We start from the raw sequence: 22,219 nt of genomic DNA on the forward strand, positions 1-22,219 counted from the left end.
TTATAACTTAGCTTGCCGTATCATACTCTGGTTGGGGAATTATTCCACTAGCCCGCTTTATCCATTCCTTGCTATACTCGTGACAGTTTTGTATTCAAAAGAGTTAGAAAATTATGATTATCGTAACGGGTGGTGCTGGCATGATTGGCAGCAATATTGTTAAGGCGCTTAATGAAGCGGGCCACAACGATATTCTAGTCGTCGACAACTTAAAAGATGGTAAGAAATTTAAGAACCTTGTAGACCTAGACATCACGGATTACATGGATCGTGATGACTTCCTAACTCAAGTCATGGCCGGTGATGATTTTGGTCATATTGAAGCTGTTTTCCATGAAGGAGCATGCTCTGCTACCACTGAGTGGGATGGCAAATACATGATGCTCAACAACTATGAATACTCAAAAGAGCTACTTCATTACTGTGTTGAGCGTGAAATTCCTTTCTTGTATGCCTCTTCAGCTGCAACTTACGGTGAGACCGACACTTTCATCGAAGAGCGAGAGTACGAAGGTGCATTGAATGTCTACGGCTATTCAAAACAACAATTTGATAACTACGTTCGTCGCTTAACCGTGGATGCAGCAGCACACAACGAAACGCTTTCGCAAATCGTAGGGTTTCGTTACTTCAATGTTTATGGTCCACGCGAGCAACACAAAGGCAGCATGGCCTCTGTCGCTTTCCACCTAAACAACCAAATGAATGCCGGTGAAAACCCGAAATTGTTCGCAGGTAGCGAAACCTTTAAGCGTGATTTTGTGTATGTAGGTGATGTTGCGGCTGTAAACTTGTGGTTCTTAGAGAATGGGGTATCAGGCCTCTTTAATCTAGGTACTGGCAATGCTGAGTCGTTTGAAGAAGTCGCCAAGGCAGTTATCAAGCACCATGGTAAAGGCGAAATCGAAACGATTCCTTTCCCTGAGCATTTAAAAGGTGCTTACCAAGAATTCACTCAAGCAGACCTAACGAAGCTTCGCGGTACAGGTTGCGATATCGAGTTTAAAGCAGTAGCCGATGGCGTTGCTGAGTACATGAAGATCGTAAACGCTTAACGGTATATTTCAGATTAGGACCAATAATACACTCTACTTTTAGCGTGTATTATTGGGAATGTCTAACGAATATAATCATTCCCAGAGTGACCGATATTAAGTTAACTCTCTGATTTAAATAATGTAGTGAATGAATGACCACACAACGCAATGATTTTGATCCAAAAGCTTACAATCCTGAGTTTGAATGGGGTTTTCTAGCACCTAAATACTGGGGCACTTGGATTGCCGTTCTGTTATCGTCTTTAGTCTGCTTCTTACCTAATAGCATTCGTTTAGCATTAGCTAAGTTTATGGCTAAGCAAGCTGTAAAAATCAAGAATAAGGCTAACCGCCGAGCTCGCGTAAACCTTGAGATGTGCTTTCCTGAGCAATCTGTAGAACAGCGTGAAGAAACTCTCTATCAGTCATACGTTACTTCCATCTCATTTTTGATGGGGTTTGCTTCACTGACACTCAAGAGTAAAACTTGGCTAGAGAATAACACTGCGATAAACGGCCTGAGCAACCTAACCGATATTACAGACAGTGGCGAGAATGTGATCTTGCTGGTGCCACACACATGGGCTATCGATATCCCAGCGGTATTATTAGCTTCACGCAATTTACCTGTATCTGCGATGGCGAAAGCACAAAAAAACAAACTCAGTGACTGGCTAATGCACCGACAGCGCGTGCAATACGGCGGTCGTGTTTATGATCGCAGCGGTGGTATCAAACCTTTCATCAAATCGGTACGTGATGGGTACCTGGGTTACTATCTCCCTGATGAAGATCTTGGCCGTGAGCACAGTGTCTTCGTTGACTTTTTCGCGACTCAAAAAGCAACTATCTCAGGCCTTGGTCGCCTATCAAAACTAAGTAAAGCTAAAATTGTGCCCTTGTTTGCTCAATACGATAGCAGTACAGGCCAATACGCCCTGGACTTCTACCCTGCTCTACCCTTCCCAACAGGAAGCGAAGAAGAGGACGCTCGTATGATGAACCAATGTATTGAAAATTACGTGAGCAAAAACCCAGAACAATATATGTGGATCTTAAGGCTGCTTAAGACTCGTCCGGAAAGTAATGACAACCCGTATCACAGATAAACATAAACCTGAGATATTATAGATGAGAAATCATACAACTAGAGCATTCACGCTCCACAAAGATCCTATCATTGTTATTATTACCCGATCGCTTAAGATGTAAGAGAATTACCATGACTAAAATTTTTGTCATAAACTTAGAATCTTCGACAGAGAGAAAAGAGAACATTAGTCGTCAACTAGATGAACTATCTCTTCCTTTTGAGTTTTTTTCTGCGATAGATGGCCGAATGTCTCCTCCTCATCCGCTACTGAAACTTTATAACGATGATTTAAGCCAAACATACAGAGCAAAGACATTGAGTGCAGGACAGCTAGGATGCTATGCAAGCCACTTTTTATTATGGGAAAAGTGTGTTGAACTCAATCAGTCAATAATCGTAATTGAAGATGATGCTCTTCTATATAAAGAAGAATTCCTCAACTTCATTCGAGATATTAGTGATATACCAGAAAATGTAGAGTGTGTGAGATTATTCAAAAATAAACGCCGTAAATATGATTCTTACGAAGTGTTCGAAGCTAATTCCACTAGTATTCATAAGTTCACTAAAGGGCATATGAGTGCAACAGCCTATTTCTTGAGGCCTTCAGGGGCGAATAAATTCCTTGAACATTCAAAAGAGTGGTATATGGCCGTAGATATTTATATGGACCGATTCTGGAAAAACGATGTTGAATGCTATGGAACTGCTGTTCCTTGTTTAACAAACGACCCTAAGTTTGATTCTGATATCGGGTATGAAAAACGCACTAGCACTAGAAGCTTATTCAAGAAATGTAAGCGTGAGTGGTTCAATTTAAACGAAACAATTCAACGTAATTTACATAATATAAAATTCAAATACTCGAAGCGGTAACTCAATGAAAATTCTTATTGCTAGTTCTTACTACCATGCTCGAAATAGCGTACGCCCTGAAGCCGAAATGTTTGTTGAAATGGTAAAGCAAGGCCATGAGGTAACAGTTATTACCCAAGGAGATGCAGAATACACTCAACGGTTTAGAGAGTGTGGTGTGAAAGTTATTGATGCATACCCTAATAAAAAGATTTGTTTAAAAACTATCAGGACTTATAAGAAAGAACTTAAAAATAAAAGCTATGACATCTTTTATGCATTTAATTCCAAAACAATCCCAAACGCGGCGTTTGCTTGTATTGGTACAGAAACCAAATTAATCACATATCGCGGGACTACGGGCGGCCTATATCGCCATGATCCTTCCGCTTACCTTACTCACCTACACCCAAAAGTCAGCGGCATTGTTTGCGTATCAAAAGCTGTTGCTAACGACGTGAAAAAGAGAGCTTGGTGTGACAAAGAAAATGTAGTAACTATTTATAAAGGTCATGAACTAAACTGGTATACTGTTCAAGCAAATAAGCCGGAAGAATTTGGCTTAGATTCAAGTAAAGTCATTGCTGTATGTGCCGCGCATGTAAGGCCAAGTAAAGGGATTGATGTTCTAATTGAGGCTACACGCTTTGTTGAAAACCCTGACTTCCACCTCCTTTTAATTGGCAGTGGTTACGAGCCTTACTTTGATATGGCCCAAAAAAGCCCTATGTCGGAGAGAATCCACTTCATTGGTCACAGAAAAGATGTTCCATCGATAATGGCAATGGCTGACTTTCAAATCCAGCCATCGATCAGTGGGGAAGGCCTTCCAAGAACGATCGTTGAAGCCATGGCTAATGGGACACCATCAATCGTAACGACAACAGGTGGCTCTCCAGAGCTAATTGAAGAAAACGAAACTGGTCACATTGTTCCCGTAAAAAACGCTCAGTTATTAGGTGAATCAATAAACAATATGGCAAATAATAAAGAACAATGCGTGGAGATGGGACGTAAAGCAAAGATCAGACTTCAGCGCTACTTTTCGTCATCAGAAACAGTAAAACAGCACATTAACTTTTTTGAAAAATTAACTAAGAAATAATTTAATGCTATTAGGGTAGGGGAAATGATTTAACCTACCCTAACAATTGAGTTTTTATCTTTGATAATTTTATTTATCACTTCTTTTCGAATCTTAACTATCGCATTTAGTTGTTCCGAAGAACTCAACTGGTAATTGTTCTTGTCATTGGCTAAGGGGTTTAACCCTAATCTTTTTCCGTTCTAGACCACCTTACACCACAAGTAGTACATTTATCAGATAACTTAGGGACACTCTACCCTCATACGCCTGATGAGAAGATAATAACTTCGTCCGCACCTGAAAGAGTTTTATTTAATCGCTTCTCCGTCAAAATCGTCCCTATGCCTAAAAAATAACGAGAGCTATCTTCTACAATCAAGTCACCAAACAGTTGTGGCCATAGCCAAGGGTTAAGATCATCCCCTACATTGTAAGTATCTGACAGGCAGTACTCTAATTTAAAAGCCACTGGTTAACTCCTTTCTTTTTCGATAAGCCACAAGCCGACATATTTATTGAAATTCACCTGAGCGTAAGTCATAGCCATAATGAAACCGACACTACCATCCATAAAGCCACGACGGATAATGTACACAAGGAAAAACGTCCACATCGCTCGAAGTAGAGCAAGGAATAAGCCGTGTGATTTCTTGCCTTTACGATGGTACTTTTGCGAGCCGAGCCAGGCGTACTGCGCTGCTTTATCTAGGCCGTGGCCATAGTCACGATGGGTGTAATGAAGAAGAAATCCCTTCAATATCCCTGTAGAGCCTTGCTCCGGAACGACGGTCTCGTGAACCTCGTCTAACGTATATCGAGAGCCTTCTCTCTTAAACAGTCTTAATACTGCACGAGCACTGCGGCCATGTTTTAGAGTCGTGCCATAAAGCGTCACTCCCCAAGGAAGTTTATAAGCAGTGTGTTTGATTTGATCTTGTTTTAATAGTTCAACAAGAGCGTCGCTCATCTCTTTATCGAGAGCTTCGTCAGCATCAATTGATAGCACCCAATCACATGTCGCTTTATCTAGCGCTCGCTGTTTTTGCTTACCAAAGCCAGGCCAATCTGTGATTGTCACGTTATCTGTATATTTTTGGCATATCTCAACGGTTGCGTCTGTTGAGCCACTGTCTAGAACAATCAATTCATCGGCAATATCAACAACAGATTTAAGGCAAGTTTCAATTCGGTCTTCTTCATTCTTGGTAATAACAATGACAGACAGGGTATGTTTTCTCATTATTCAGCCCTAGAATTTCCAATAGTTTAATGATTTGCGGATTTTAAAGTTACGAATCCAATTTTTTGGTTTTTTATCCTGCCAACCGCTTTCTAGCACATCCGTAATAGCACTCAGAACTCTCGCTGAGGATTGACCGTCCAAATATGGCGTTATTGACGGACCATAATTAGCAATGGCTTTATCTCTTGTTTCATCAGGCAGCATAGCTTGTTGAATTGCTGATTCTAACTGCTCTGCTTGGGTAATATTGATGAAGCTCGCTTGAGGCTCTCGGTTATTTACCGTAACAACCGGCTTATTGAGCAACAAAAACTCCTGAAAGATCGATGAGTTGTCACATACCATCACATCAGCACGATGCTGCATTTCAATCACTCGATCATTGTCGAAGAACAGAAGGTTGTCCCCTTCCAACGCCTGGTATTTTTCTCGTGTCTCTTGCTTCATTTTAGGATGCAATGTCACTAACCATTGCCACTGACTCAGTTGACTGAGGCGCTTAAGCTCTTCATAAACCAACTCTGCACACGATAAGCTTGGCGAAAAGGTAGAAGCGAATAGAATTTGCGGTCTTTCAAAATGCTTGTCACTGGTTTGATAATTAAACAAGCTATCGAGCTTCAGCCACCCGGTCTCTTTAACTTGAAAATAGCCGCGCTGCTTAGCTAGCGGCTCAAGCGAGCTTGTTCTTTCATGGCCTTCGGTGCAATACAAATCAAATAGACCACGTTCAGGGTATAAGTTCCCACGTTTGCTCTCGTTCAAACCATGAAATACTTGTACCTTCAACCCTGGAATAAACGCTGGAACACGATCGCCGGGCACTAGAACGGCAGAAGGATTAAAGGCAATAGCTTCTGTCAAAGAGACGCTCTGCTCTTGATCCAGTAAAAGATGTTCAGAAGCGTCTTCACCAACAAGCAACCACTTAACCTCATGGCCGAGTTGCTTCGCGTAATCATAGAATGGGCGAAGAATAGCAAATGAATAATTTTGCTCGACGTAGAGCAAGAAACGATAGGTTTGATCGGTTTGCATAAGCGATGAGATAAAATTCACCATGTCCGTTTGAAAGCGCAACTAAGCATTTAATTATAACGCTCTTTACTTTCGAGATTGAAGAAAATACTCTTCTGAATATTGATTTTGCCTTCTGGTGTCACTGTTCTTATGCTTATACGACTTATCTATACTCTCATATTGTCATTAGCTTCTCCGCTACTGCTGTATGGGCTTTATAAGAGCAAACCTGGAAAGCCAAGTTTTGGTCAGCGTTGGAAAGAACATTTCGGGATCACACCGCAAACTCAAGGTAAGAATCCTATCTGGATTCACGCAGTATCGGTTGGTGAATCGATTGCCGCCGTACCGATCATAAAGCAACTGAAGCGACGCAATCCAAACCAAGTCATTATCGTTACCACCACAACCAGCACGGGTGCAGAGCAGATAGAAAAACTCGGTGATTTGGTCGAACATCGCTACATGCCGATTGATTTTTCTTGGTGTGTACGAGGCTTCCTTAAATCAGTAAAACCAAAGCAAATGTTGATTATGGAAACAGAGCTTTGGCCAAACACGTTACATTGCGTCGCGAAAGCTGGGATTCCTATTTCAGTACTCAACGCTCGCCTATCTGAGCGCTCGTGCCAGCGCTATGCTAAATTCCAATCCGTGTTTAACCTTCTAGCGAAAAACCTTTCTCAAGTACTCTGCCAATACCCAAGTGATGCTGAGCGTTTTATACGATTAGGGTTAGATAAAGCATCGGTGCATGTGACAGGCTCAATCAAGTTTGATATTGAAGTCTCTTCTGAACAAGTAGAAAAAGGTAAAGCTTTGAGGGATCAAGTCGGCTTTAATCGTGATGTCTGGATTGCTGCGAGTACCCACCAAGGTGAAGATGAAATTGTTTTAGATGCTCATAAGCAACTTCTAAAAGACAACCCAAATACCTTGCTGATGATTGTGCCTCGCCACCCTGAACGATTCAGCCAAGTGACGGAACTGGCTAAACAGCAAGAATTCAACACCATCACTCGAACAAGTCAACAACCTATCGCCTCTGATGTTGAAGTGTATATTGCTGATACGATGGGAGAAATGTTGACCTTACTCGGTGGTGCTGATGTGTGTTTTATGGGAGGAAGCCTTGTAGGCGATAAGGTAGGTGGCCACAATCTTCTAGAACCAGCAGCCCTACAACTACCTTTATTGAATGGCCCTAGCTACTTTAATTTTAGCGAGATCACCGACAAGCTACTGGAAGCCAATGCCGTGGTTATTTGTCAAGATAGCCAAGGTATCGCAGGCCAACTCCAACAACTGTTCAAACAATCAGAACTGCGTAAAACTAAAGGCTTAGCGGCTTATCAAGTAGTTGAGCAGAACCGAGGGGCGTTGGATAGCACCTTACAACACATTATTGGCTAACAACCATTTGATTTAATTAGCCTGGTAGCCTTTTAACATCTAACCTTGATAACCCTTTAATATCGGCTCCCAATCCGACTCTTGCCATTGAATCTGGCGCTTGTTCACTTCTTTTAAGAACGAGCGCTTTAAGCGATTCAAGTTGCCTTCTTTCCAGTCATCACCCGCTTGCTGACCACACTTATCAAAGTCAATAATCCACACGTTTTGCGAGTCATCAAGCAAGATATTATGAATGTTGAGATCGGTATGATTAACCCCAGCATCGTGCATCTTGCGTACCTCTTGCCCAATTCGACGATAAACATCCGCATCTATCGGGCCATTGACCAAGACATCAACCAGATCTTTGGCATTGGGAATTCGTTCAGACATTAAGTCCGCTCGATAAAGTAGTCCGCTTTTAATGGCTCTAGCAGCAATAGGCTTCGGTACATTCACACCTGCGTTTGCCAATATCTTTAGGACATTAAGCTCCATAGCGCAGCGAGTACTCTCCCAATCAGAGAAACGATATTGGTCTTCGACTAGCTTCCCAAACAATCCGCCACGGCGATAATGGCGCAATGCGGCCTGTATTCCATCAAGCTGAATGAACCATGTGGTACCGCGCCCTTGAGCACTGCCTGAAATGGCGTCTTGTTGCTGCCAATATTCAGCCTCAAAAATCTGAGCGATATCGCCCTCTGGTACCTGAGCCAAAAGTTCAGGGTCGTACCAAATTGTTTGGTTCTTGGTGCTAATCGTTTCCATCTATGAGGCCTTTGGGTCGCTTTTCGTCATTGCTATTTTACAACTAATGCGAGTATCTGCATAATTCTGATGTTATTCACTTTTTTCGGGCACTTTATGTCACTGTTCTCAACTGCACCTCAATCTCTTTGCATACTTCGCCTCTCCGCGATTGGCGATGTTTGTCATGCTATTTCTGTGGTTCAAGCCATCCAGAAGCAGTGGCCTGAAACGAAAATCACTTGGATAACGGGCAAAATAGAAGCCATGCTGATCGGCGATCTACCCGGTATTGAGGTGATTGTTTTCGATAAGAAACAAGGCTTCAAAGGAATGCGTGAATTATGGCGTCAGCTATCTGATCGTAAATTTGATGCACTTCTGCATATGCAAGCCGCACTCAGAGCCAGCGTGCTATCTTGGGGAATAAAGGCGAAGTGCAAAGTGGGATTTGGCAAAAACCGTACTCGTGAAATGCAGTCACTCTTTACCAACCACCATCTACCTATTTCAGATAAGTTTCATGTGTTGGATAACTTTGCCGAATTTGCTCGCTACATTGGTGCCCCCTTCGATAAGCCTCAATGGGATATCCCTTTAACACCTGAAGATGAACAACTCGCAATTAGCACCATGGCAGACAAGCCGACCTTGGTTATCTCCCCAGCTGCAAGCAAAGATTCACGCAATTGGTTAACTGAGCGATATGCAGCTATTGCTGATTATGCTGTCGAACAAGGCATGCAAGTGGTGTTATGTGGTTCTCCGGCACCAAGAGAAGTTAACCTTGGTAGCGACATCGAAAAATTATGCCAGTCGCCAGTAACCAACTTGATTGGCAAAACGAACTTGAAGCAACTGACTGCCGTACTGAAACATGCAACGGTGGTATTGGCACCTGATACTGGCCCAGCCCACTTGGCAACTACGCAGTCAACGCCTGTAATCGGCTTGTACGCACACAGCGACCCTCGTAGAACAGGACCTTACAACGATCTCGATATCGTAGTGAGTGTTTATCAACAGCACGTAGAAGCACAACAAGGTAAACCAGTCGCAGACCTTCCATGGGGAACCCGTGCTAAAGGCGATGACCTGATGAAAGACATCACACTCGATATGGTAAAGCAGCAACTCGATAAGGCCTTAAACTCTAGTAAAGCACCGAATTCGAACACTACATTAAGCAAGGACAGCTAAAATGAGCACACACGTTATTTATCCAGGAACTTTTGATCCGGTGACCAATGGCCACCTTGATATCATTGTTCGTGCCGCTAGCATGTTTGACCATATCACTGTTGGAGTAGCAGCGAGCCCAAGTAAAAAAACCATGTTTGAGTTAGATGAACGTGTAGAGTTGTTACGTGATGCGGTGTCTCACTTACCTAACGTATCTGTAGAGGGATTCTCAGGGTTACTAGTCGACTTTGCTAAACAGCAGCAAGCAAACGTATTAGTACGTGGTCTAAGAACAACCATGGACTTTGAGTACGAGTTTGGTCTCACTAGCATGTATCGTAAGCTCCTACCTGGCCTTGAAAGCGTATTTCTGACCCCTTCAGAAGAGTATGCTTTCCTCTCTTCAACCATTGTTCGTGAAGTCGCTATACACGGAGGGGATATTAGCCAGTTTGTACCACAAAAAGTAGCAGACGAAATCACAATAAAAACAGCCAAGTAGTTCTCTTTATCTACTCCGAAAAATAAAAATAGCGCTCAGTGAGCGCTATTTTTATTAATACCTATAATTTAATCCGCCCCGAGCACGATCTTTCCGACACTACAGAACCACTAATAGTCAATCAGCCATACTGCCTCAACATTCTTGAAGCCCGTCACAACCATAATCGCTAAATAAGTGAACCGTTATTACAAAAATCCAGGCGAGTGTTACTATGGTTCACTATAAATAAACACATCAATATAGCTTTATGAAATCATACTGTATTACCTTAAAAGCAAACCATTGTAGGCAAAAATCAACAGCTAACGCCCTTAAGGATGCTCAGGTTGATTTTGAGTTTTTTATCGGAGTGGATGCACGAACCGATGAACATCCTCTACTAACAAGAATTCACGATAGAGCTTTTTTACACAATATGGGTAGACCGCATGCAATTGGGGAAGTGGGGTGTTATGCAAGCCATTATCTTATTTGGCAAAAATGCATAGAGTTAAATGAACCCATTTTAGTCTTCGAAGATCATGCCGATATTGATATCGATATATTTCGCAATACTTTGACTATCGCCGAGCAGCATATTGAGCAGTGTGGTTTTATTCGCTTACAAGACAGTAAGAATAGACTACATTATTCAGTTGATAAGTACGATACACAGCATCTTGTAAAGTATTTGAAAGTTCCTCAAGGAACCGCCTGCTATGCTATATCTCCCAAAGCGGCACAAGCTTTCATCGAACAAAGTTCAACTTTTAATTATCCAGTTGATGTATTCTTAAGGAATACTTGGATTCATAAGCACCCCATGTTTGGTGTTTCTTCTGCTGGATTACAGCGTAGTAAACGGCCGTCAATTATCGGTAGTCGTAAACATAAAGGTAGAAAAGACTATTCTGTCGCCTTTATGAAGATTGTGAACAAAATAAAGAGTATGGCACTTAATCTATCAACAAACCTTTATCACCTTGCAGTACTAGATAAAGAGTTCAGACCAAAATTCTAGGTCTAGGAAAAGTACACTCACATTAAATTGCCCCCTCTCTTTATGCTTATACTTATACCTAAAAAGCAATCATGCGATTACCTATAAAAATAGCGCTCATTGAGCGCTATTTTTATAAGAGAAACTAACTCTTATAGTGAGTAGTAAGCTTTATACCAATCCGCAAAAGCTTTCGCGCCTTCTTGGATCTTCACTTGAGGTTTATAGCCAACCGCTTCAAACAAATCTTCCGTATCAGCGTAAGTCGCGTACACATCACCAGGCTGCATTGGCATGAAGTTCTTTTTCGCTTCAACACCTAGAGCACCTTCTAATGCTTCGATGTAGTCCATTAATTTAACCGGGCTGCCATGACCGATGTTAAACACGCGATACGGAGCAGAACTGGTTGCTGGTGACCCTTGCTCAACGGTCCAATCTGGTTGCTTGGCTGGTATACGATCTTGAACACGAATAATACCTTCAACGATATCATCGATATAAGTGAAGTCACGCATCATGTCGCCGTTGTTATAAATGTCGATTTCTTTGCCCGCTACGATTAGATTCGCAAACTTGAACATCGCCATATCAGGGCGACTCCAAGGGCCGTAAACCGTAAAGAAGCGAAGACCTGTCGTTGGTACGTCGTATAAATGAGAATAGGTATGCGCCATCAACTCATTCGACTTCTTAGTCGCGGCGTACAGTGAAATCGGGTGATCAACACTGTCTGCTGTATGGAATGGCATTTTTTGATTCAAGCCATAAACGGAACTCGATGAAGCATAAACGAGGTGTTCAACCTTATTATGGCGACAACCTTCAAGAATAGCTAAGTGACCGACAAGGTTGCTATCGGCATACGCCATTGGGTTATCAATTGAGTAACGAACGCCAGCTTGCGCTGCTAAATGAATCACACGGTCAAATTTTTGCTCAGCAAAAAGCTCAGCGATACCTTCTCTATCAGCGAGATCCAGCTCGATAAAGGTCAGGTTTTCATGTTCGATACGTTTAAGGCGGTCATGCTTTAAAGAGACTTGGTAGTAGTCATTTAGGTTATCGATACCAACAACCTCATGCCCTGCCGCACATAGTCGCTCTGACACTGCAGAGCCAATAAAACCAGCAACGCCAGTTACTAAATATTTCATTCTACTATTCTCAATTCATATAATTAGTACAATTGTAGCCACTCGCTAGCCTATCGACTAGCAATAAAAAGTGAACACGAGTTCAGATTTTCTATACTTGGCACTCTTCACAAAAGAACGTGTTCCGCTGCCCTATTTTTAACTCTTGGATTAGAGCTTCACAGTTAGGGCACTTTTCACCTGCTTTACCATACACTTGCAGCTCTTGTGCGAAGTAGCCTGGTTTACCATCAGCCTGAGAAAAATCTTTCAGCGTAGTACCACCTTGCTTGATAGCCGTTGCGAGTACTTGTTTAATCTCATCGGTTAACAAGATCCATTCGGCTTTGGTCACTTTGTTTGCCGATCGTAACGGGTGGATTTTTGCAGAGAACAAGGCTTCGTTAGCGTAGATATTCCCCACACCAACCACTACTTTGTTGTCCATGATGAACTGCTTAACGGCAACCTTACGCTTTTCTGCTTTCTCAGCAATGTAGTCAGCGTTGAAGTCATCGGTTAGTGGTTCAGGGCCAGAACCGAGTAACACAGGGTGTGTTTCGTCGGGAGCAGCCCACAGCCAAGCGCCAAAGCGGCGAGGGTCGTTATAGCGCAGTACTTTGCCGTTGGTGAGCTTAAGATCCACGTGATCGTGTTTGGCTGCTGGGAAGTCAGCATCTAATACGCGTAGTGAGCCAGACATACCAAGGTGAACAATGGCAGTGCCAGTATCCGTTTCAATCAATAGGTACTTTGCACGGCGCGAGATAGAGCGAATCACCTGCCCTTCTAATGCTTTTAACTCTTGTGGGATATCCCAACGCAGCTTAGGCGTGCGAAAAGTAAGGGTTTTAATGGTCTCGCCAACTAAATGAGGCGAGATCCCCATACGGCTTACTTCGACTTCGGGTAATTCAGGCATAGTTAGTCGTCCGATTTAGAGGAGTGGTTAGCGTTAAAGCTTGGAAACAGGTAGCTCTCTTCAATAGACACCGCCAACCACTGATCATTCCAGTTTTTTAACAACCAGAACTCCGGCAATTGATAATAGGTAATACGCTGGGGCTCTTCTTGGTCTTGGTACCATACTTCGATGGTGTGTGGTGTATTTAACCGAGGCGTAAGGTCTGTGTAGGTCTGTGAGTCGACTTCCGTGCCCACAAGCTCTTTCCAACGTTGTGACAGCTCTTGTGCATTGGTGGCTTGAGGAAAGTCAGTATCTTCGAACTGGTAAACCCATTGATTATCTTGTTGAATGACAGACCACTTAGCAAAGTGTAACGCTTGAAGCTTTGCTGTTGGGTTCAGGAGATAAGGATAAGGGCTATCAACCTGCGGTTCAGGCTCGATAAGGTACGCTTTGATCAATGTTGGAAGGTTTAACACGCCAATAAAAGCGATCACACTGAACATGAGTATGTTGTTCCACCGGCGTCCACGATATCTCATCTGATTCTGCTCATCTAACCTATTGAACATTCAGTATATCGTGAAAGTGGCAATACTTTCTATGTTGTACAGATTTCTATCTATCAGAGGCTATATCAAGCAAGAATAATTGAGTTCCTCAAATTTTAGATATAAAAAAACCCAGCGATTAAACTGGGTTTTTCAATTCTTTCTTCTACTGAAGAAGAGCAAAAAAAGCATCAATTACTTGATTTTAGCTTCTTTGTACATAACGTGTTGGCGAACTACTGGATCAAACTTTTTGATCTCAAATTTGCCTGGCATGTTACGCTTGTTCTTATCAGTTGTGTAGAAGTGACCAGTACCTGCAGAAGATACTAGACGAATTTTCTCACGAATGCCTTTAGCCATTGCTTAATTCCTCTTAAACGTTTTCGCCACGTGCACGGATATCAACAAGAACAGCATCGATGCCTTTCTTATCAATGATACGCATGCCTTTAGCAGTTAGACGTAGTTTAACAAAACGTTTTTCGCTCTCTACCCAGAAACGATGAGTTTGTAGGTTCGGCAGAAAACGGCGCTTAGTAGCATTGCGTGCGTGTGAACGGTTGTTACCCGTTACTGGACGCTTACCAGTTACTTGGCATACTCGGGACATGAATGTCTTCTCCAATCGTTTCAGCTCGATATCAACCTTGGTGGCCGAACCTCTCTATCAATTAAAATAGAAGGTAAAAACCGTTATGGAAAATCCATACAAGGCTATCAAAGGTCGCGCATTATACTAACTTGACACGCATTGCTCAAGACCCGAACAGATCCTTTTTACGGATTTCGTGATCTTTTTTTGTGCAGCGCAGCTTGCTTGAGTAATCAGAGCTGATTTTAGGTCTAAAAATGTGGCCGGAATAATAGCAGATTTAACGCAACTAACAACCTAAAATGTGATTCAAATCCATCCACGCTCTGCAAAAGAGACAACTTCACCATCTCCAACGACAAAATGGTCGAGAACTCGGATGTCCACCAGCGCTAATGCGTCGGTTAATCGGCGTGTAATCCGCCTATCCGCTTGGCTGGGCTCAGCAACACCTGAAGGATGGTTATGAGCTAAGATTAATGCCGCCGCATTATGATGAAGTGCCCGTTTAACCACTTCCCGCGGGTAAACCGATGCGGCATCGATGGTTCCTTCAAACATCACCTCGTCCTTTATTACCCTATTTTGGTTATCGAGGAACAATATATAGAAGGCTTCTCGCTGGCGATCACGCAACATGCTCGAGAGATAAAGCTTAGTATGACTTGGGCTAGTAAGCGCATCTCCACGAGATAAAGTCTCTGCTAGATAACGCTGCGTCATCTCTAACACAGCTTGCAATTGAACATACTTGGCCTGCCCCATCCCTTTATGAGCACAAAAGTCTTCCTGCGTTGCTGAAAAGAGATGGCGGAGCGAGCCAAAGTCTTTGATCAACTTGTCTGCGAGTTCCAAGACGTTCATTCCTTGTGTCCCTGTTCGCAGAAATATCGCGAGCAATTCCGCATCACTCAAAGAATCAGGCCCTCTATTTAACAACTTTTCTCTCGGCATCGATTCGGCAGGTATTTTATCTATTGGCATATAAAGACAATCATTGGTCATGAACACAACCCATCACCTTAATGAGATCGTAATCAGAGATCCTTCGATAGAGATCAAAGGAAACGAGACACTAACAAAATCGTGTAATTGATAAGTTTGATAACACCAACTTGATGAGCGTCAACTCTGTTCGAGTTCTGCTTCTAGGCACTTATCCTTTGTTCTGATATCGTAAGTCGCAGAGAAATTAAGGAACAGAATCATGCAAACATTGGTTAATCAACTGGATAACGCTGACCTACAAGGCCTGGCTGGGAAAAAAATCCTACTTGGCATTAGTGGTGGTATCGCTGCGTATAAATGTGCCGAACTGACTCGACGCTTAATTGAGCGTGGGGCGCAAGTACAAGTCGTGATGACAAATGCAGCCAAGGAGTTCATCACTCCTCTCACCATGCAAGCCGTCTCTGGAAGGCCAGTGTCTGATAGTTTGCTTGATCCTGCTGCTGAGGCTTCCATGGGGCACATTGAGCTCGCAAAATGGGCTGATTTGGTATTACTAGCGCCAGCAACCGCAGACCTGATTGCTCGTATGACAGCGGGCATGGGTAACGACCTACTGACCACTTTGGTTTTAGCAACCGATGCGCCAGTTGCGGTATCTCCGGCAATGAACCAACAAATGTACAGCCACCCTGCCACTCAAGAGAACATTGCGACACTAAAACGTCGTGGTTGTGAAGTTTGGGGGCCAGCGGCTGGCGAGCAAGCGTGTGGTGATGTCGGTATGGGTCGTATGTTAGAGCCAATGCAGCTCGTGCATCGCTGTGAAGACTTCTTCCAACCTAAGCCACTTGCTGGCCGTTCTGTGTTGATTACTGCAGGCCCGACTCGTGAAGCGATTGACCCGGTGCGTTACATTACCAACCACAGCTCGGGCAAGATGGGCTATGCACTGGCTGAAGCAGCCGCGAAACAAGGCGCAACAGTGACTCTAATCAGCGGCCCTGTTTCATTAGCAACGCCAAATAAAGTTAATCGTATTGATGTCGACAGCGCACAACAGATGTTTGATGCCGTTACTGCTAACGCTTCTCAACACGATATTTTCATCAGCTGCGCCGCAGTTGCCGATTACCGCCCTGAGACCATTGCAGACCAAAAGCTTAAAAAGGTCGACGGTAAAGACGACATGACCATTCAAATGGTTAAAAACCCAGATATTGTCGCTTCTGTCGCTTCAATGACCGAAGGTCGCCCATTTACTGTCGGCTTCGCAGCAGAAACTCAAGATGTTGAGAAGTACGCACGCGGTAAACTGGAAAGAAAGAACCTCGATATGATCTGCGCCAACGACGTCTCAGTTGAAGGCCAAGGCTTCAATAGCAGTAGCAATGAGCTGCACCTTTATTGGAAAGGCGGCGATAAATCTCTGCCACTGGAAAGCAAAGACACACTTGGTTTCCAGATCCTCGATCAGATCCAACAGCTTATTAATGTATAAACGCACAAATTTGCTCTGATAATCTGCTGACACCTCTCGATTCTGTTGACCTAGGGCTTACAAAACTAGGAAACAGAATTGAATGGTGTTTATAATCCTTCTTCACTCAATCCTCATCTTTAGGAAAGGAAGTAAATAGATGGCTGGTACTCGAAAATCAAACCGTCGTGAAGAAATCCTACAAGCTCTCGCACAAATGTTGGAATCGACCGAAGGTGCTTCTCGTATCACAACGGTAAAGTTGGCCAAGCAAGTGGGTGTTTCTGAAGCTGCGTTATACCGCCACTTCCCAAGCAAAGCCCGCATGTTTGAAGGCCTGATCGAGTTCATTGAAGAAGCGTTGATGTCTCGAATCAACCGTATTCTGGATGAAGAGAAAGACACGCTAGAGCGCATACGCCTAGTACTACAACTTATCTTAGTTTTCTCAGAACGTAACCCAGGCCTGACTCGAATTTTATCTGGTCATGCTCTAATGTTTGAAAATGAACGCCTGCGTGATCGCATCAACCAACTTTTCGAACGCATTGAGACGCAACTTCGCCAGATCCTGCGTGAAAGAAAGCTTCGTGAAGGGAAATCATTCCCGGTTGATGAGAAAATCTTAGCCGCTCAGCTGCTAGGTCAAGTTGAAGGCAGCTTGAATCGATTTGTTCGCTCAGACTTCAAATATCAACCGACAGAAAACTTCGATGCTTATTGGGCACTGCTAAGCGCTCAGATTAAGTAGCAATCAAATTAAGTGGCAATCAAATCTTAAGTGATGGTTATGACGACGAAAACTTCTTCAGCAAACGGCACAGCACAACACGTGATTACTAAGCCGCCTTTTACTCTAGCTCTACTTCACCCTAAATATTGGGGTGTATGGTTTGGTTTTGGGTTATTGGCGCTTATTGTTAACGTTCTCCCTTATCGCCTCTTACTGCTGTTAGGCCGATCGTTAGGCTCTTTGGGTGCTCGCTATGGTAAAAAGCGCGTCGCGGTAGCAACACGTAACTTGGAGCTCGCCTTCCCAGACAAGCCAGCAGATGAAGTCGCGGCAATGGTCAGTGAGAACTTTAAGAACACAGGTATGGCACTCATCGAAACCGGCATTACCTGGTTTTGGCCTACGTGGCGCTTCAAGCGCATCCTAGTAGATAAAGACACCCAAACACTGCGTACGCACAAAGCTAACGGTAAAGGTGTTCTTCTATGCTGTGTGCATGCCTTAAACCTAGAGATCACTGCGCGAGCAATGGCTGTTCTCGGTATTTCAGGTTTAGGTGTTTATCGCCCGCACAACAATCCGGCTTATGAATTCATTCAATACCGTGGTCGTACTCAGAACGGCAACCGCCTGATTCACCGTAAAGACGTGAAGCGTATGATTCGAATCCTGCGTCAGGGTGAGATCCTTTTCTACCTACCGGATCATGATTACGGTCGTAACAAGTCTGTGTTTGTGCCTTTCTTCGCTGTAGAAGATGCATGTACTACAACAGGCACTAGTATTCTGGCTTATACGAGCCGATGCGCACTTGTTCCGGGTTCTGGTTTTAGAAATGCCGATGGCAAGTATGAGATCATGGCCGATGAATCGATCGAAGATGACTATCCACAGAAAGATGAGAAAGCGGCTGCCGCCTACATGAACCGCTACCTTGAGAAGATTATCTTAAGAGCACCAGAACAGTGGATGTGGCTGCACAAGCGCTTTAAGACCATGGAAGACCCAGAAGTGGAGCGCGGCATTCGTTATAAATAATGAATACTGAACCAAAAGAAAAGGGGCTGATGAATCATCAGCCCCTTGTGCATTCTATAGTCTAATTACGAGTAGTATTAGATGCCGTATTGAGCGCGGTACGCTTTTACTGACTCTAGATGTGCTGCGTCTGTGCCTTTCTCTTCAAGGAAAGTCACCAAGTCAGTCAGGCTAACGATTGAGATAATCGCACAACCGAAGTCACGCTCAACTTCTTGAATCGCAGACAGTTCGCCTTTGCCCTTCTCTTGACGGTCGATAGCAACAAGCACGCCCGCTAAATCAGCGCCATTTGCTTGGATGATTTCCATCGACTCACGAATCGCAGTACCTGCAGTGATCACGTCGTCCACTAACATGATGCGACCTTCAAGCGCGCTACCGACAAGGTTGCCACCTTCACCGTGGTTTTTCGCTTCTTTGCGGTTGAAGCAGTAGGGCGTGTCTACATCGTGGTGATCCGCTAGTGCAACCGCTGTCGTCGTTGCAATTGGGATACCTTTGTATGCAGGACCAAATAGTACATCAAACTCAATGCCAGAATCAGCCAATGCTGCTGCGTAGAAGCGACCTAAGCGCGCTAGGTCACGACCTGTATTAAACAATCCAGCATTGAAGAAGTAAGGGCTCTTGCGGCCAGACTTTAAAGTAAACTCACCAAACTTAAGTACTTCTTTCTCTAGTGCAAATTCAATAAATTCACGTTGATATGCTTTCATGCTCATCCTCTATGTTTACTCAATAAAACTTAACTTACGCCCTGTACCACCCTTTCAGGTTTTACAGACAAAAAAATAGCCCCCAAATTGGGAGCTATTAAAAATGACTAGTCGGCCAACGCAGCTTTCTGCGCTTCGACGATATCGGCAATGCCCTTATTAGCCAGGGCTAAAAGCTGCATCAGCTCTTCGTGGCTGAACGGTTCGCCTTCTGCGGTGCCTTGAATCTCAATCATCTTACCGTCTTCCGTCATTACAACGTTCATGTCGGTATCGGCTGCTGAGTCTTCAACGTACTCAAGGTCACACAGTGCTTGTGCACCAACGATGCCCACTGAAACTGCCGCTACGTGGCCTTTCATTGGGTTCTTTTTCAGTTTGCCGCTTGCTAGTAGGCTGTTGATAGCATCAGCCATTGCAACGCTTGCACCTGAGATAGAAGCAGTACGAGTACCGCCGTCTGCTTGGATAACATCACAATCGACAGTGATCATAATTTCACCCATTACTTTCAGGTCAACAACAGCACGTAGGCTACGAGCGATCAGACGTTGGATTTCCATCGTACGACCACCTTGCTTGCCGCTCGCCGCTTCACGACGGTTACGAGTGTGCGTTGCACGTGGCAGCATGCCGTATTCAGCCGTTACCCAACCCTTTCCTTGGCCTTTTAACCAACGCGGTACGTTTTCTTCTACCGTCGCATTACATAGAACTTTAGTGTTGCCGAACTCAACTAATACAGAACCTTCAGCATAAGCTGTGTAGTTACGAGTAATTTTAATTGGACGAATTTGATCTACAGCACGGTCATTTGGACGCATTGGTATCTACCTTATTAACAGTCTGAAGTGATTTACTATCGAAAGAGTGCATCACCTAAGAAAGGGGTGAGACAGTTTTGATTGGGGCAAGATTATATAGCAGTTTATCGTGCAAATCTATTTACCGTTCAAAGCTATTTATCACGAAAGGCTATTTACAGTGAAAAGCGACAGGCTTCGAGAGCACACCATATCGTGATACTATGCGTGCGCGTTATTTTCAGAATGATAAAAGACAGGAAAATTCGATGATTTATAGTATGACCGCGTACGCACGCAAAGAAGTAAAAGGCGATTGGGGCAGCGCAGTATGGGAAATCCGTAGTGTAAACCAACGCTACCTAGAAACTTACTTCCGTATGCCTGAACAGTTCCGTGGTTTAGAGCCAATCTTGCGTGAGCGTTTCCGTAAGCGTCTTGCACGCGGTAAGGTTGAATGTAACCTACGCTTTGAAGCAAACCCTGCTGCAAAGGGCGAACTAAGCATTAACGAAGGTTTGGCTCAGCAAGTAATCAATGCTGCGAACCAAGTAATGACGATGACAGGTGAAGACAGCCGTTTGAACCCATTCCAAGTCATGAATTGGCCTGGTGTGATGGAAACGCCAGAGCAAGACATGGATGCCATCAACAAAGACCTACTTGAAGCATTCAACGATGCTATCGCAGAGTTCATTGATGCTCGTGCTCGTGAAGGTGAGAACATGAAGGCGCTAATCGTACAGCGCTTAGATGCAATCACTGAAGAAGTAGTGAAAGTTCGTGCACGCATGCCTGAGATCCTAGAGTGGCAACGTGAGCGTCTTCTTACCAAATTTGAAGATGCGAAAATCGAACTTGAAGGTTCTCGTGTTGAGCAAGAGCTTATCCTACTTGCGCAGAAGTCAGACGTAGCAGAAGAGCTAGACCGTCTAGATTCTCACGTGAAAGAAGCAAATGCAGTACTGAAGAAAGGTGGCGCTTGTGGCCGTAAGCTAGACTTCATGATGCAAGAGTTCAACCGTGAGTCAAACACGCTAGCGTCTAAGTCTATCAGCACAGACATCACAGCATCAGGCGTAGAGCTTAAGGTTCTTATCGAACAGATGCGTGAGCAGATCCAGAACATTGAATAACAGTCTGTAAGCTGTACACGATAAAGAATAATCAGCTTAATCAGTGTTGATTAGATCAAAATGAGCTCCTAATTTTAGGGGCTTTTTTTTATGGATACAGTAATAGTAATCAGGATGAGCAAGTGACTGGTTGTTACGTAGAAGGTTGAGTTAGAGCAAAGAACAGATACAACGATAGTTAGAACGAGATAACGGACGTAAAACAGGATTTTTGAATACTTAGAGAGGGTATTGCTAATGGAGAAGAGTGTTGCGGTAAAACTGAGGGGGGAAACAAATTTGAGAGAGAAAGTGACGCAAGTTGCTGTTGCAACCTGCGCCGACTTAAAATCTTATAGAGCTACAACGTTTGCAGCTTGAAGACCTTTTTGGCCTTGCTCTACTTCGAAAGACACTTGTTGGCCTTCTTTAAGAGTCTTGAAACCTTCAGAAGCGATTGCACGGAAGTGTACGAATACGTCAGCGCCGCCGTTGTCTTGAGTTAGGAAACCGAAGCCTTTCTCTTCGTTAAACCATTTTACTACGCCGTTTACTTTGTTAGACATGATGTGTCCCTTATATAAAAATAAAAAATTAATCGCCAAAAGTGCGATGCGCTGAAAGCTTGAATTATTTAATGTATCTATGAAGCTAAGGGAAACACTGAGAATAACAATGAAGCAATACTAAGGGTTCTACTTTACAACTGGATGTTTCATTTAATAACCCTGAGAACAGAGCGACGCCATTCTTGGTGATCTGAGCCTGCTTGTAAAGCGTTATTTGGACAATTTGATGCTTTTTTGTTCAACTGGCTTAAATTAAAAGCCCAACGATATCGTTTAATGCCGATCGTTTAAGAAGACTTGAACGATCCTGCAGTTAGCAGATAATCCCCATCAACAACGTTGATGGGGATTTTTTTATGCTTGAACAAGAATTAGCAATGGCGCACGAGACTATTGAGGATACGGATAATTACGAATCTGTCGTCAACGCCATTCAACTAGAATGGATAGAACAAGCTCTTCTTGAAACAAATAAAGCG

The 22,219-nt window shown here is 43.6% G+C and carries 25 protein-coding genes; 12 read left to right on the forward strand and 13 right to left on the reverse strand.

The features are described from left to right. The first annotated feature begins 113 nt into the window (after positions 1-113). From rfaD to AB6E52_RS05615, 4 genes are all read left to right on the forward strand, one after another. Positions 114-1,055: an ADP-glyceromanno-heptose 6-epimerase gene (gene rfaD, locus AB6E52_RS05600; RefSeq protein ID WP_102320659.1), complete on the forward strand. Its 942-nt coding sequence runs from the start codon at positions 114-116 to the stop codon at positions 1,053-1,055. A gap of 134 nt (positions 1,056-1,189) precedes the next feature. After that, on the forward strand, positions 1,190-2,146 hold the full coding sequence (gene lpxM, locus AB6E52_RS05605; protein ID WP_102320660.1) for a lauroyl-Kdo(2)-lipid IV(A) myristoyltransferase: 957 nt from the start codon (positions 1,190-1,192) through the stop codon (positions 2,144-2,146). 113 nt (positions 2,147-2,259) lie between these two features. Beyond that, positions 2,260-3,006, forward strand: coding sequence for a glycosyltransferase family 25 protein (locus AB6E52_RS05610; RefSeq protein ID WP_102320661.1), 747 nt, complete (start codon positions 2,260-2,262; stop codon positions 3,004-3,006). A 4-nt stretch (positions 3,007-3,010) separates the two neighbouring features. Beyond that, entirely contained in the window at positions 3,011-4,090 is a 1,080-nt protein-coding gene (locus AB6E52_RS05615; protein ID WP_017063099.1) for a glycosyltransferase family 4 protein, read from the forward strand. 241 nt (positions 4,091-4,331) lie between these two features. Here the strand turns inward: AB6E52_RS05615 and AB6E52_RS05620 are convergent, their stop codons facing one another. Genes AB6E52_RS05620 through AB6E52_RS05630 form a run of 3 tightly spaced genes read right to left on the reverse strand, consistent with a single transcriptional unit; the run spans position 4,332 to position 6,353 of the window. Next, positions 4,332-4,541, reverse strand: coding sequence for a hypothetical protein (locus AB6E52_RS05620; protein WP_017063098.1), 210 nt, complete (start codon positions 4,539-4,541; stop codon positions 4,332-4,334). Positions 4,542-4,544: 3 nt separating this feature from the next. Next, positions 4,545-5,312, reverse strand: coding sequence for a glycosyltransferase family 2 protein (locus AB6E52_RS05625; RefSeq protein ID WP_017063097.1), 768 nt, complete (start codon positions 5,310-5,312; stop codon positions 4,545-4,547). A 9-nt stretch (positions 5,313-5,321) separates the two neighbouring features. Continuing rightward, positions 5,322-6,353 carry a UDP-N-acetylglucosamine 2-epimerase gene (locus tag AB6E52_RS05630; RefSeq protein WP_102320667.1) on the reverse strand — a complete coding sequence of 344 codons (1,032 nt, stop codon included), beginning with the start codon at positions 6,351-6,353 and terminating at the stop codon, positions 5,322-5,324. A 132-nt stretch (positions 6,354-6,485) separates the two neighbouring features. On the opposite strand from AB6E52_RS05630, the gene waaA reads away from it, so the two are divergent. Continuing rightward, complete coding sequence (gene waaA, locus AB6E52_RS05635; RefSeq protein WP_102320662.1) at positions 6,486-7,748, forward strand: lipid IV(A) 3-deoxy-D-manno-octulosonic acid transferase; 1,263 nt, start codon at positions 6,486-6,488, stop codon at positions 7,746-7,748. A 39-nt stretch (positions 7,749-7,787) separates the two neighbouring features. Here waaA and AB6E52_RS05640 read toward each other — a convergent pair whose 3' ends face one another. Beyond that, positions 7,788-8,501: a 3-deoxy-D-manno-octulosonic acid kinase gene (locus tag AB6E52_RS05640; protein WP_102320663.1), complete on the reverse strand. Its 714-nt coding sequence runs from the start codon at positions 8,499-8,501 to the stop codon at positions 7,788-7,790. A 96-nt stretch (positions 8,502-8,597) separates the two neighbouring features. Between AB6E52_RS05640 and AB6E52_RS05645 the strand changes: the two genes are divergently transcribed. The 3 genes from AB6E52_RS05645 (at position 8,598) to AB6E52_RS05655 (ending at position 11,167) form a co-directional block, all read left to right on the forward strand. After that, complete coding sequence (locus AB6E52_RS05645) at positions 8,598-9,680, forward strand: glycosyltransferase family 9 protein (RefSeq protein ID WP_017063093.1); 1,083 nt, start codon at positions 8,598-8,600, stop codon at positions 9,678-9,680. A 1-nt stretch (position 9,681) separates the two neighbouring features. Further along, a complete protein-coding gene (gene coaD, locus AB6E52_RS05650) occupies positions 9,682-10,164 on the forward strand; it encodes a pantetheine-phosphate adenylyltransferase (RefSeq protein ID WP_017063092.1) in 483 nt (160 codons plus the stop codon). 250 nt (positions 10,165-10,414) lie between these two features. Next, positions 10,415-11,167, forward strand: coding sequence for a glycosyltransferase family 25 protein (locus AB6E52_RS05655; RefSeq protein WP_016792613.1), 753 nt, complete (start codon positions 10,415-10,417; stop codon positions 11,165-11,167). Positions 11,168-11,298: 131 nt separating this feature from the next. Here AB6E52_RS05655 and AB6E52_RS05660 read toward each other — a convergent pair whose 3' ends face one another. From AB6E52_RS05660 to radC, 6 genes are all read right to left on the reverse strand, one after another. Further along, positions 11,299-12,303: an NAD-dependent epimerase gene (locus tag AB6E52_RS05660; RefSeq protein WP_102320664.1), complete on the reverse strand. Its 1,005-nt coding sequence runs from the start codon at positions 12,301-12,303 to the stop codon at positions 11,299-11,301. Between the two features lie 91 nt (positions 12,304-12,394). Further along, the gene (mutM, locus tag AB6E52_RS05665; protein ID WP_102320665.1) at positions 12,395-13,204 is read right to left on the reverse strand and encodes a bifunctional DNA-formamidopyrimidine glycosylase/DNA-(apurinic or apyrimidinic site) lyase; all 810 of its coding nucleotides are present in this window, start codon (positions 13,202-13,204) and stop codon (positions 12,395-12,397) included. A 2-nt stretch (positions 13,205-13,206) separates the two neighbouring features. Next, positions 13,207-13,731 (reverse strand): hypothetical protein, encoded by a 525-nt coding sequence (locus AB6E52_RS05670; protein ID WP_032546317.1) that lies wholly within the window; start codon positions 13,729-13,731, stop codon positions 13,207-13,209. A 204-nt stretch (positions 13,732-13,935) separates the two neighbouring features. Beyond that, the gene (gene rpmG, locus AB6E52_RS05675; protein WP_002535344.1) at positions 13,936-14,103 is read right to left on the reverse strand and encodes a 50S ribosomal protein L33; all 168 of its coding nucleotides are present in this window, start codon (positions 14,101-14,103) and stop codon (positions 13,936-13,938) included. 13 nt (positions 14,104-14,116) lie between these two features. Next, entirely contained in the window at positions 14,117-14,353 is a 237-nt protein-coding gene (rpmB, locus tag AB6E52_RS05680; protein ID WP_004728407.1) for a 50S ribosomal protein L28, read from the reverse strand. A gap of 291 nt (positions 14,354-14,644) precedes the next feature. Beyond that, entirely contained in the window at positions 14,645-15,319 is a 675-nt protein-coding gene (gene radC / locus AB6E52_RS05685; protein ID WP_102320668.1) for a DNA repair protein RadC, read from the reverse strand. A 223-nt stretch (positions 15,320-15,542) separates the two neighbouring features. Between radC and coaBC the strand changes: the two genes are divergently transcribed. The 3 genes from coaBC to lpxL all read left to right on the forward strand — a co-directional run bounded on the left by coaBC (position 15,543) and on the right by lpxL (position 18,534). After that, on the forward strand, positions 15,543-16,784 hold the full coding sequence (coaBC, locus tag AB6E52_RS05690; protein WP_065584549.1) for a bifunctional phosphopantothenoylcysteine decarboxylase/phosphopantothenate--cysteine ligase CoaBC: 1,242 nt from the start codon (positions 15,543-15,545) through the stop codon (positions 16,782-16,784). Between the two features lie 139 nt (positions 16,785-16,923). Next, a complete protein-coding gene (gene slmA, locus AB6E52_RS05695; protein ID WP_004741428.1) occupies positions 16,924-17,514 on the forward strand; it encodes a nucleoid occlusion factor SlmA in 591 nt (196 codons plus the stop codon). Between the two features lie 39 nt (positions 17,515-17,553). Beyond that, complete coding sequence (gene lpxL / locus AB6E52_RS05700; protein ID WP_017063085.1) at positions 17,554-18,534, forward strand: LpxL/LpxP family Kdo(2)-lipid IV(A) lauroyl/palmitoleoyl acyltransferase; 981 nt, start codon at positions 17,554-17,556, stop codon at positions 18,532-18,534. A 77-nt stretch (positions 18,535-18,611) separates the two neighbouring features. Here lpxL and pyrE read toward each other — a convergent pair whose 3' ends face one another. Together pyrE and rph are read right to left on the reverse strand one after the other, a co-directional pair. Further along, entirely contained in the window at positions 18,612-19,253 is a 642-nt protein-coding gene (gene pyrE / locus AB6E52_RS05705; protein WP_017059267.1) for an orotate phosphoribosyltransferase, read from the reverse strand. A 107-nt stretch (positions 19,254-19,360) separates the two neighbouring features. After that, entirely contained in the window at positions 19,361-20,077 is a 717-nt protein-coding gene (rph, locus tag AB6E52_RS05710) for a ribonuclease PH (protein ID WP_009847983.1), read from the reverse strand. Positions 20,078-20,325: 248 nt separating this feature from the next. Between rph and AB6E52_RS05715 the strand changes: the two genes are divergently transcribed. After that, positions 20,326-21,192 (forward strand): YicC/YloC family endoribonuclease, encoded by an 867-nt coding sequence (locus AB6E52_RS05715; protein WP_017059268.1) that lies wholly within the window; start codon positions 20,326-20,328, stop codon positions 21,190-21,192. Positions 21,193-21,524: 332 nt separating this feature from the next. Here the strand turns inward: AB6E52_RS05715 and AB6E52_RS05720 are convergent, their stop codons facing one another. Beyond that, positions 21,525-21,737, reverse strand: coding sequence for a cold-shock protein (locus tag AB6E52_RS05720; RefSeq protein WP_017071067.1), 213 nt, complete (start codon positions 21,735-21,737; stop codon positions 21,525-21,527). Positions 21,738-22,219: the final 482 nt, after the last annotated feature.

It is taken from the genome of Vibrio sp. 10N.247.311.13, from assembly GCF_041467595.1.
Lineage (GTDB): Bacteria > Pseudomonadota > Gammaproteobacteria > Enterobacterales > Vibrionaceae > Vibrio > Vibrio crassostreae_C.

Coding starts and splice junctions, on each gene's coding strand:
- rfaD (WP_102320659.1), top strand. CDS start 114: ATGATTATCGTAACGGGTGGTGCTGGCATGATTGGCAGCAATATTGTT.
- lpxM (WP_102320660.1), top strand. CDS start 1,190: ATGACCACACAACGCAATGATTTTGATCCAAAAGCTTACAATCCTGAG.
- AB6E52_RS05610 (WP_102320661.1), top strand. CDS start 2,260: ATGACTAAAATTTTTGTCATAAACTTAGAATCTTCGACAGAGAGAAAA.
- AB6E52_RS05615 (WP_017063099.1), top strand. CDS start 3,011: ATGAAAATTCTTATTGCTAGTTCTTACTACCATGCTCGAAATAGCGTA.
- AB6E52_RS05625 (WP_017063097.1), bottom strand. CDS start 5,312: ATGAGAAAACATACCCTGTCTGTCATTGTTATTACCAAGAATGAAGAA.
- AB6E52_RS05630 (WP_102320667.1), bottom strand. CDS start 6,353: ATGCAAACCGATCAAACCTATCGTTTCTTGCTCTACGTCGAGCAAAAT.
- waaA (WP_102320662.1), top strand. CDS start 6,486: ATGCTTATACGACTTATCTATACTCTCATATTGTCATTAGCTTCTCCG.
- AB6E52_RS05640 (WP_102320663.1), bottom strand. CDS start 8,501: ATGGAAACGATTAGCACCAAGAACCAAACAATTTGGTACGACCCTGAA.
- AB6E52_RS05645 (WP_017063093.1), top strand. CDS start 8,598: ATGTCACTGTTCTCAACTGCACCTCAATCTCTTTGCATACTTCGCCTC.
- coaD (WP_017063092.1), top strand. CDS start 9,682: ATGAGCACACACGTTATTTATCCAGGAACTTTTGATCCGGTGACCAAT.
- AB6E52_RS05655 (WP_016792613.1), top strand. CDS start 10,415: ATGAAATCATACTGTATTACCTTAAAAGCAAACCATTGTAGGCAAAAA.
- AB6E52_RS05660 (WP_102320664.1), bottom strand. CDS start 12,303: ATGAAATATTTAGTAACTGGCGTTGCTGGTTTTATTGGCTCTGCAGTG.
- mutM (WP_102320665.1), bottom strand. CDS start 13,204: ATGCCTGAATTACCCGAAGTCGAAGTAAGCCGTATGGGGATCTCGCCT.
- AB6E52_RS05670 (WP_032546317.1), bottom strand. CDS start 13,731: ATGAGATATCGTGGACGCCGGTGGAACAACATACTCATGTTCAGTGTG.
- rpmG (WP_002535344.1), bottom strand. CDS start 14,103: ATGGCTAAAGGCATTCGTGAGAAAATTCGTCTAGTATCTTCTGCAGGT.
- rpmB (WP_004728407.1), bottom strand. CDS start 14,353: ATGTCCCGAGTATGCCAAGTAACTGGTAAGCGTCCAGTAACGGGTAAC.
- radC (WP_102320668.1), bottom strand. CDS start 15,319: ATGCCAATAGATAAAATACCTGCCGAATCGATGCCGAGAGAAAAGTTG.
- coaBC (WP_065584549.1), top strand. CDS start 15,543: ATGCAAACATTGGTTAATCAACTGGATAACGCTGACCTACAAGGCCTG.
- slmA (WP_004741428.1), top strand. CDS start 16,924: ATGGCTGGTACTCGAAAATCAAACCGTCGTGAAGAAATCCTACAAGCT.
- lpxL (WP_017063085.1), top strand. CDS start 17,554: ATGACGACGAAAACTTCTTCAGCAAACGGCACAGCACAACACGTGATT.
- pyrE (WP_017059267.1), bottom strand. CDS start 19,253: ATGAAAGCATATCAACGTGAATTTATTGAATTTGCACTAGAGAAAGAA.
- rph (WP_009847983.1), bottom strand. CDS start 20,077: ATGCGTCCAAATGACCGTGCTGTAGATCAAATTCGTCCAATTAAAATT.
- AB6E52_RS05715 (WP_017059268.1), top strand. CDS start 20,326: ATGATTTATAGTATGACCGCGTACGCACGCAAAGAAGTAAAAGGCGAT.
- AB6E52_RS05720 (WP_017071067.1), bottom strand. CDS start 21,737: ATGTCTAACAAAGTAAACGGCGTAGTAAAATGGTTTAACGAAGAGAAA.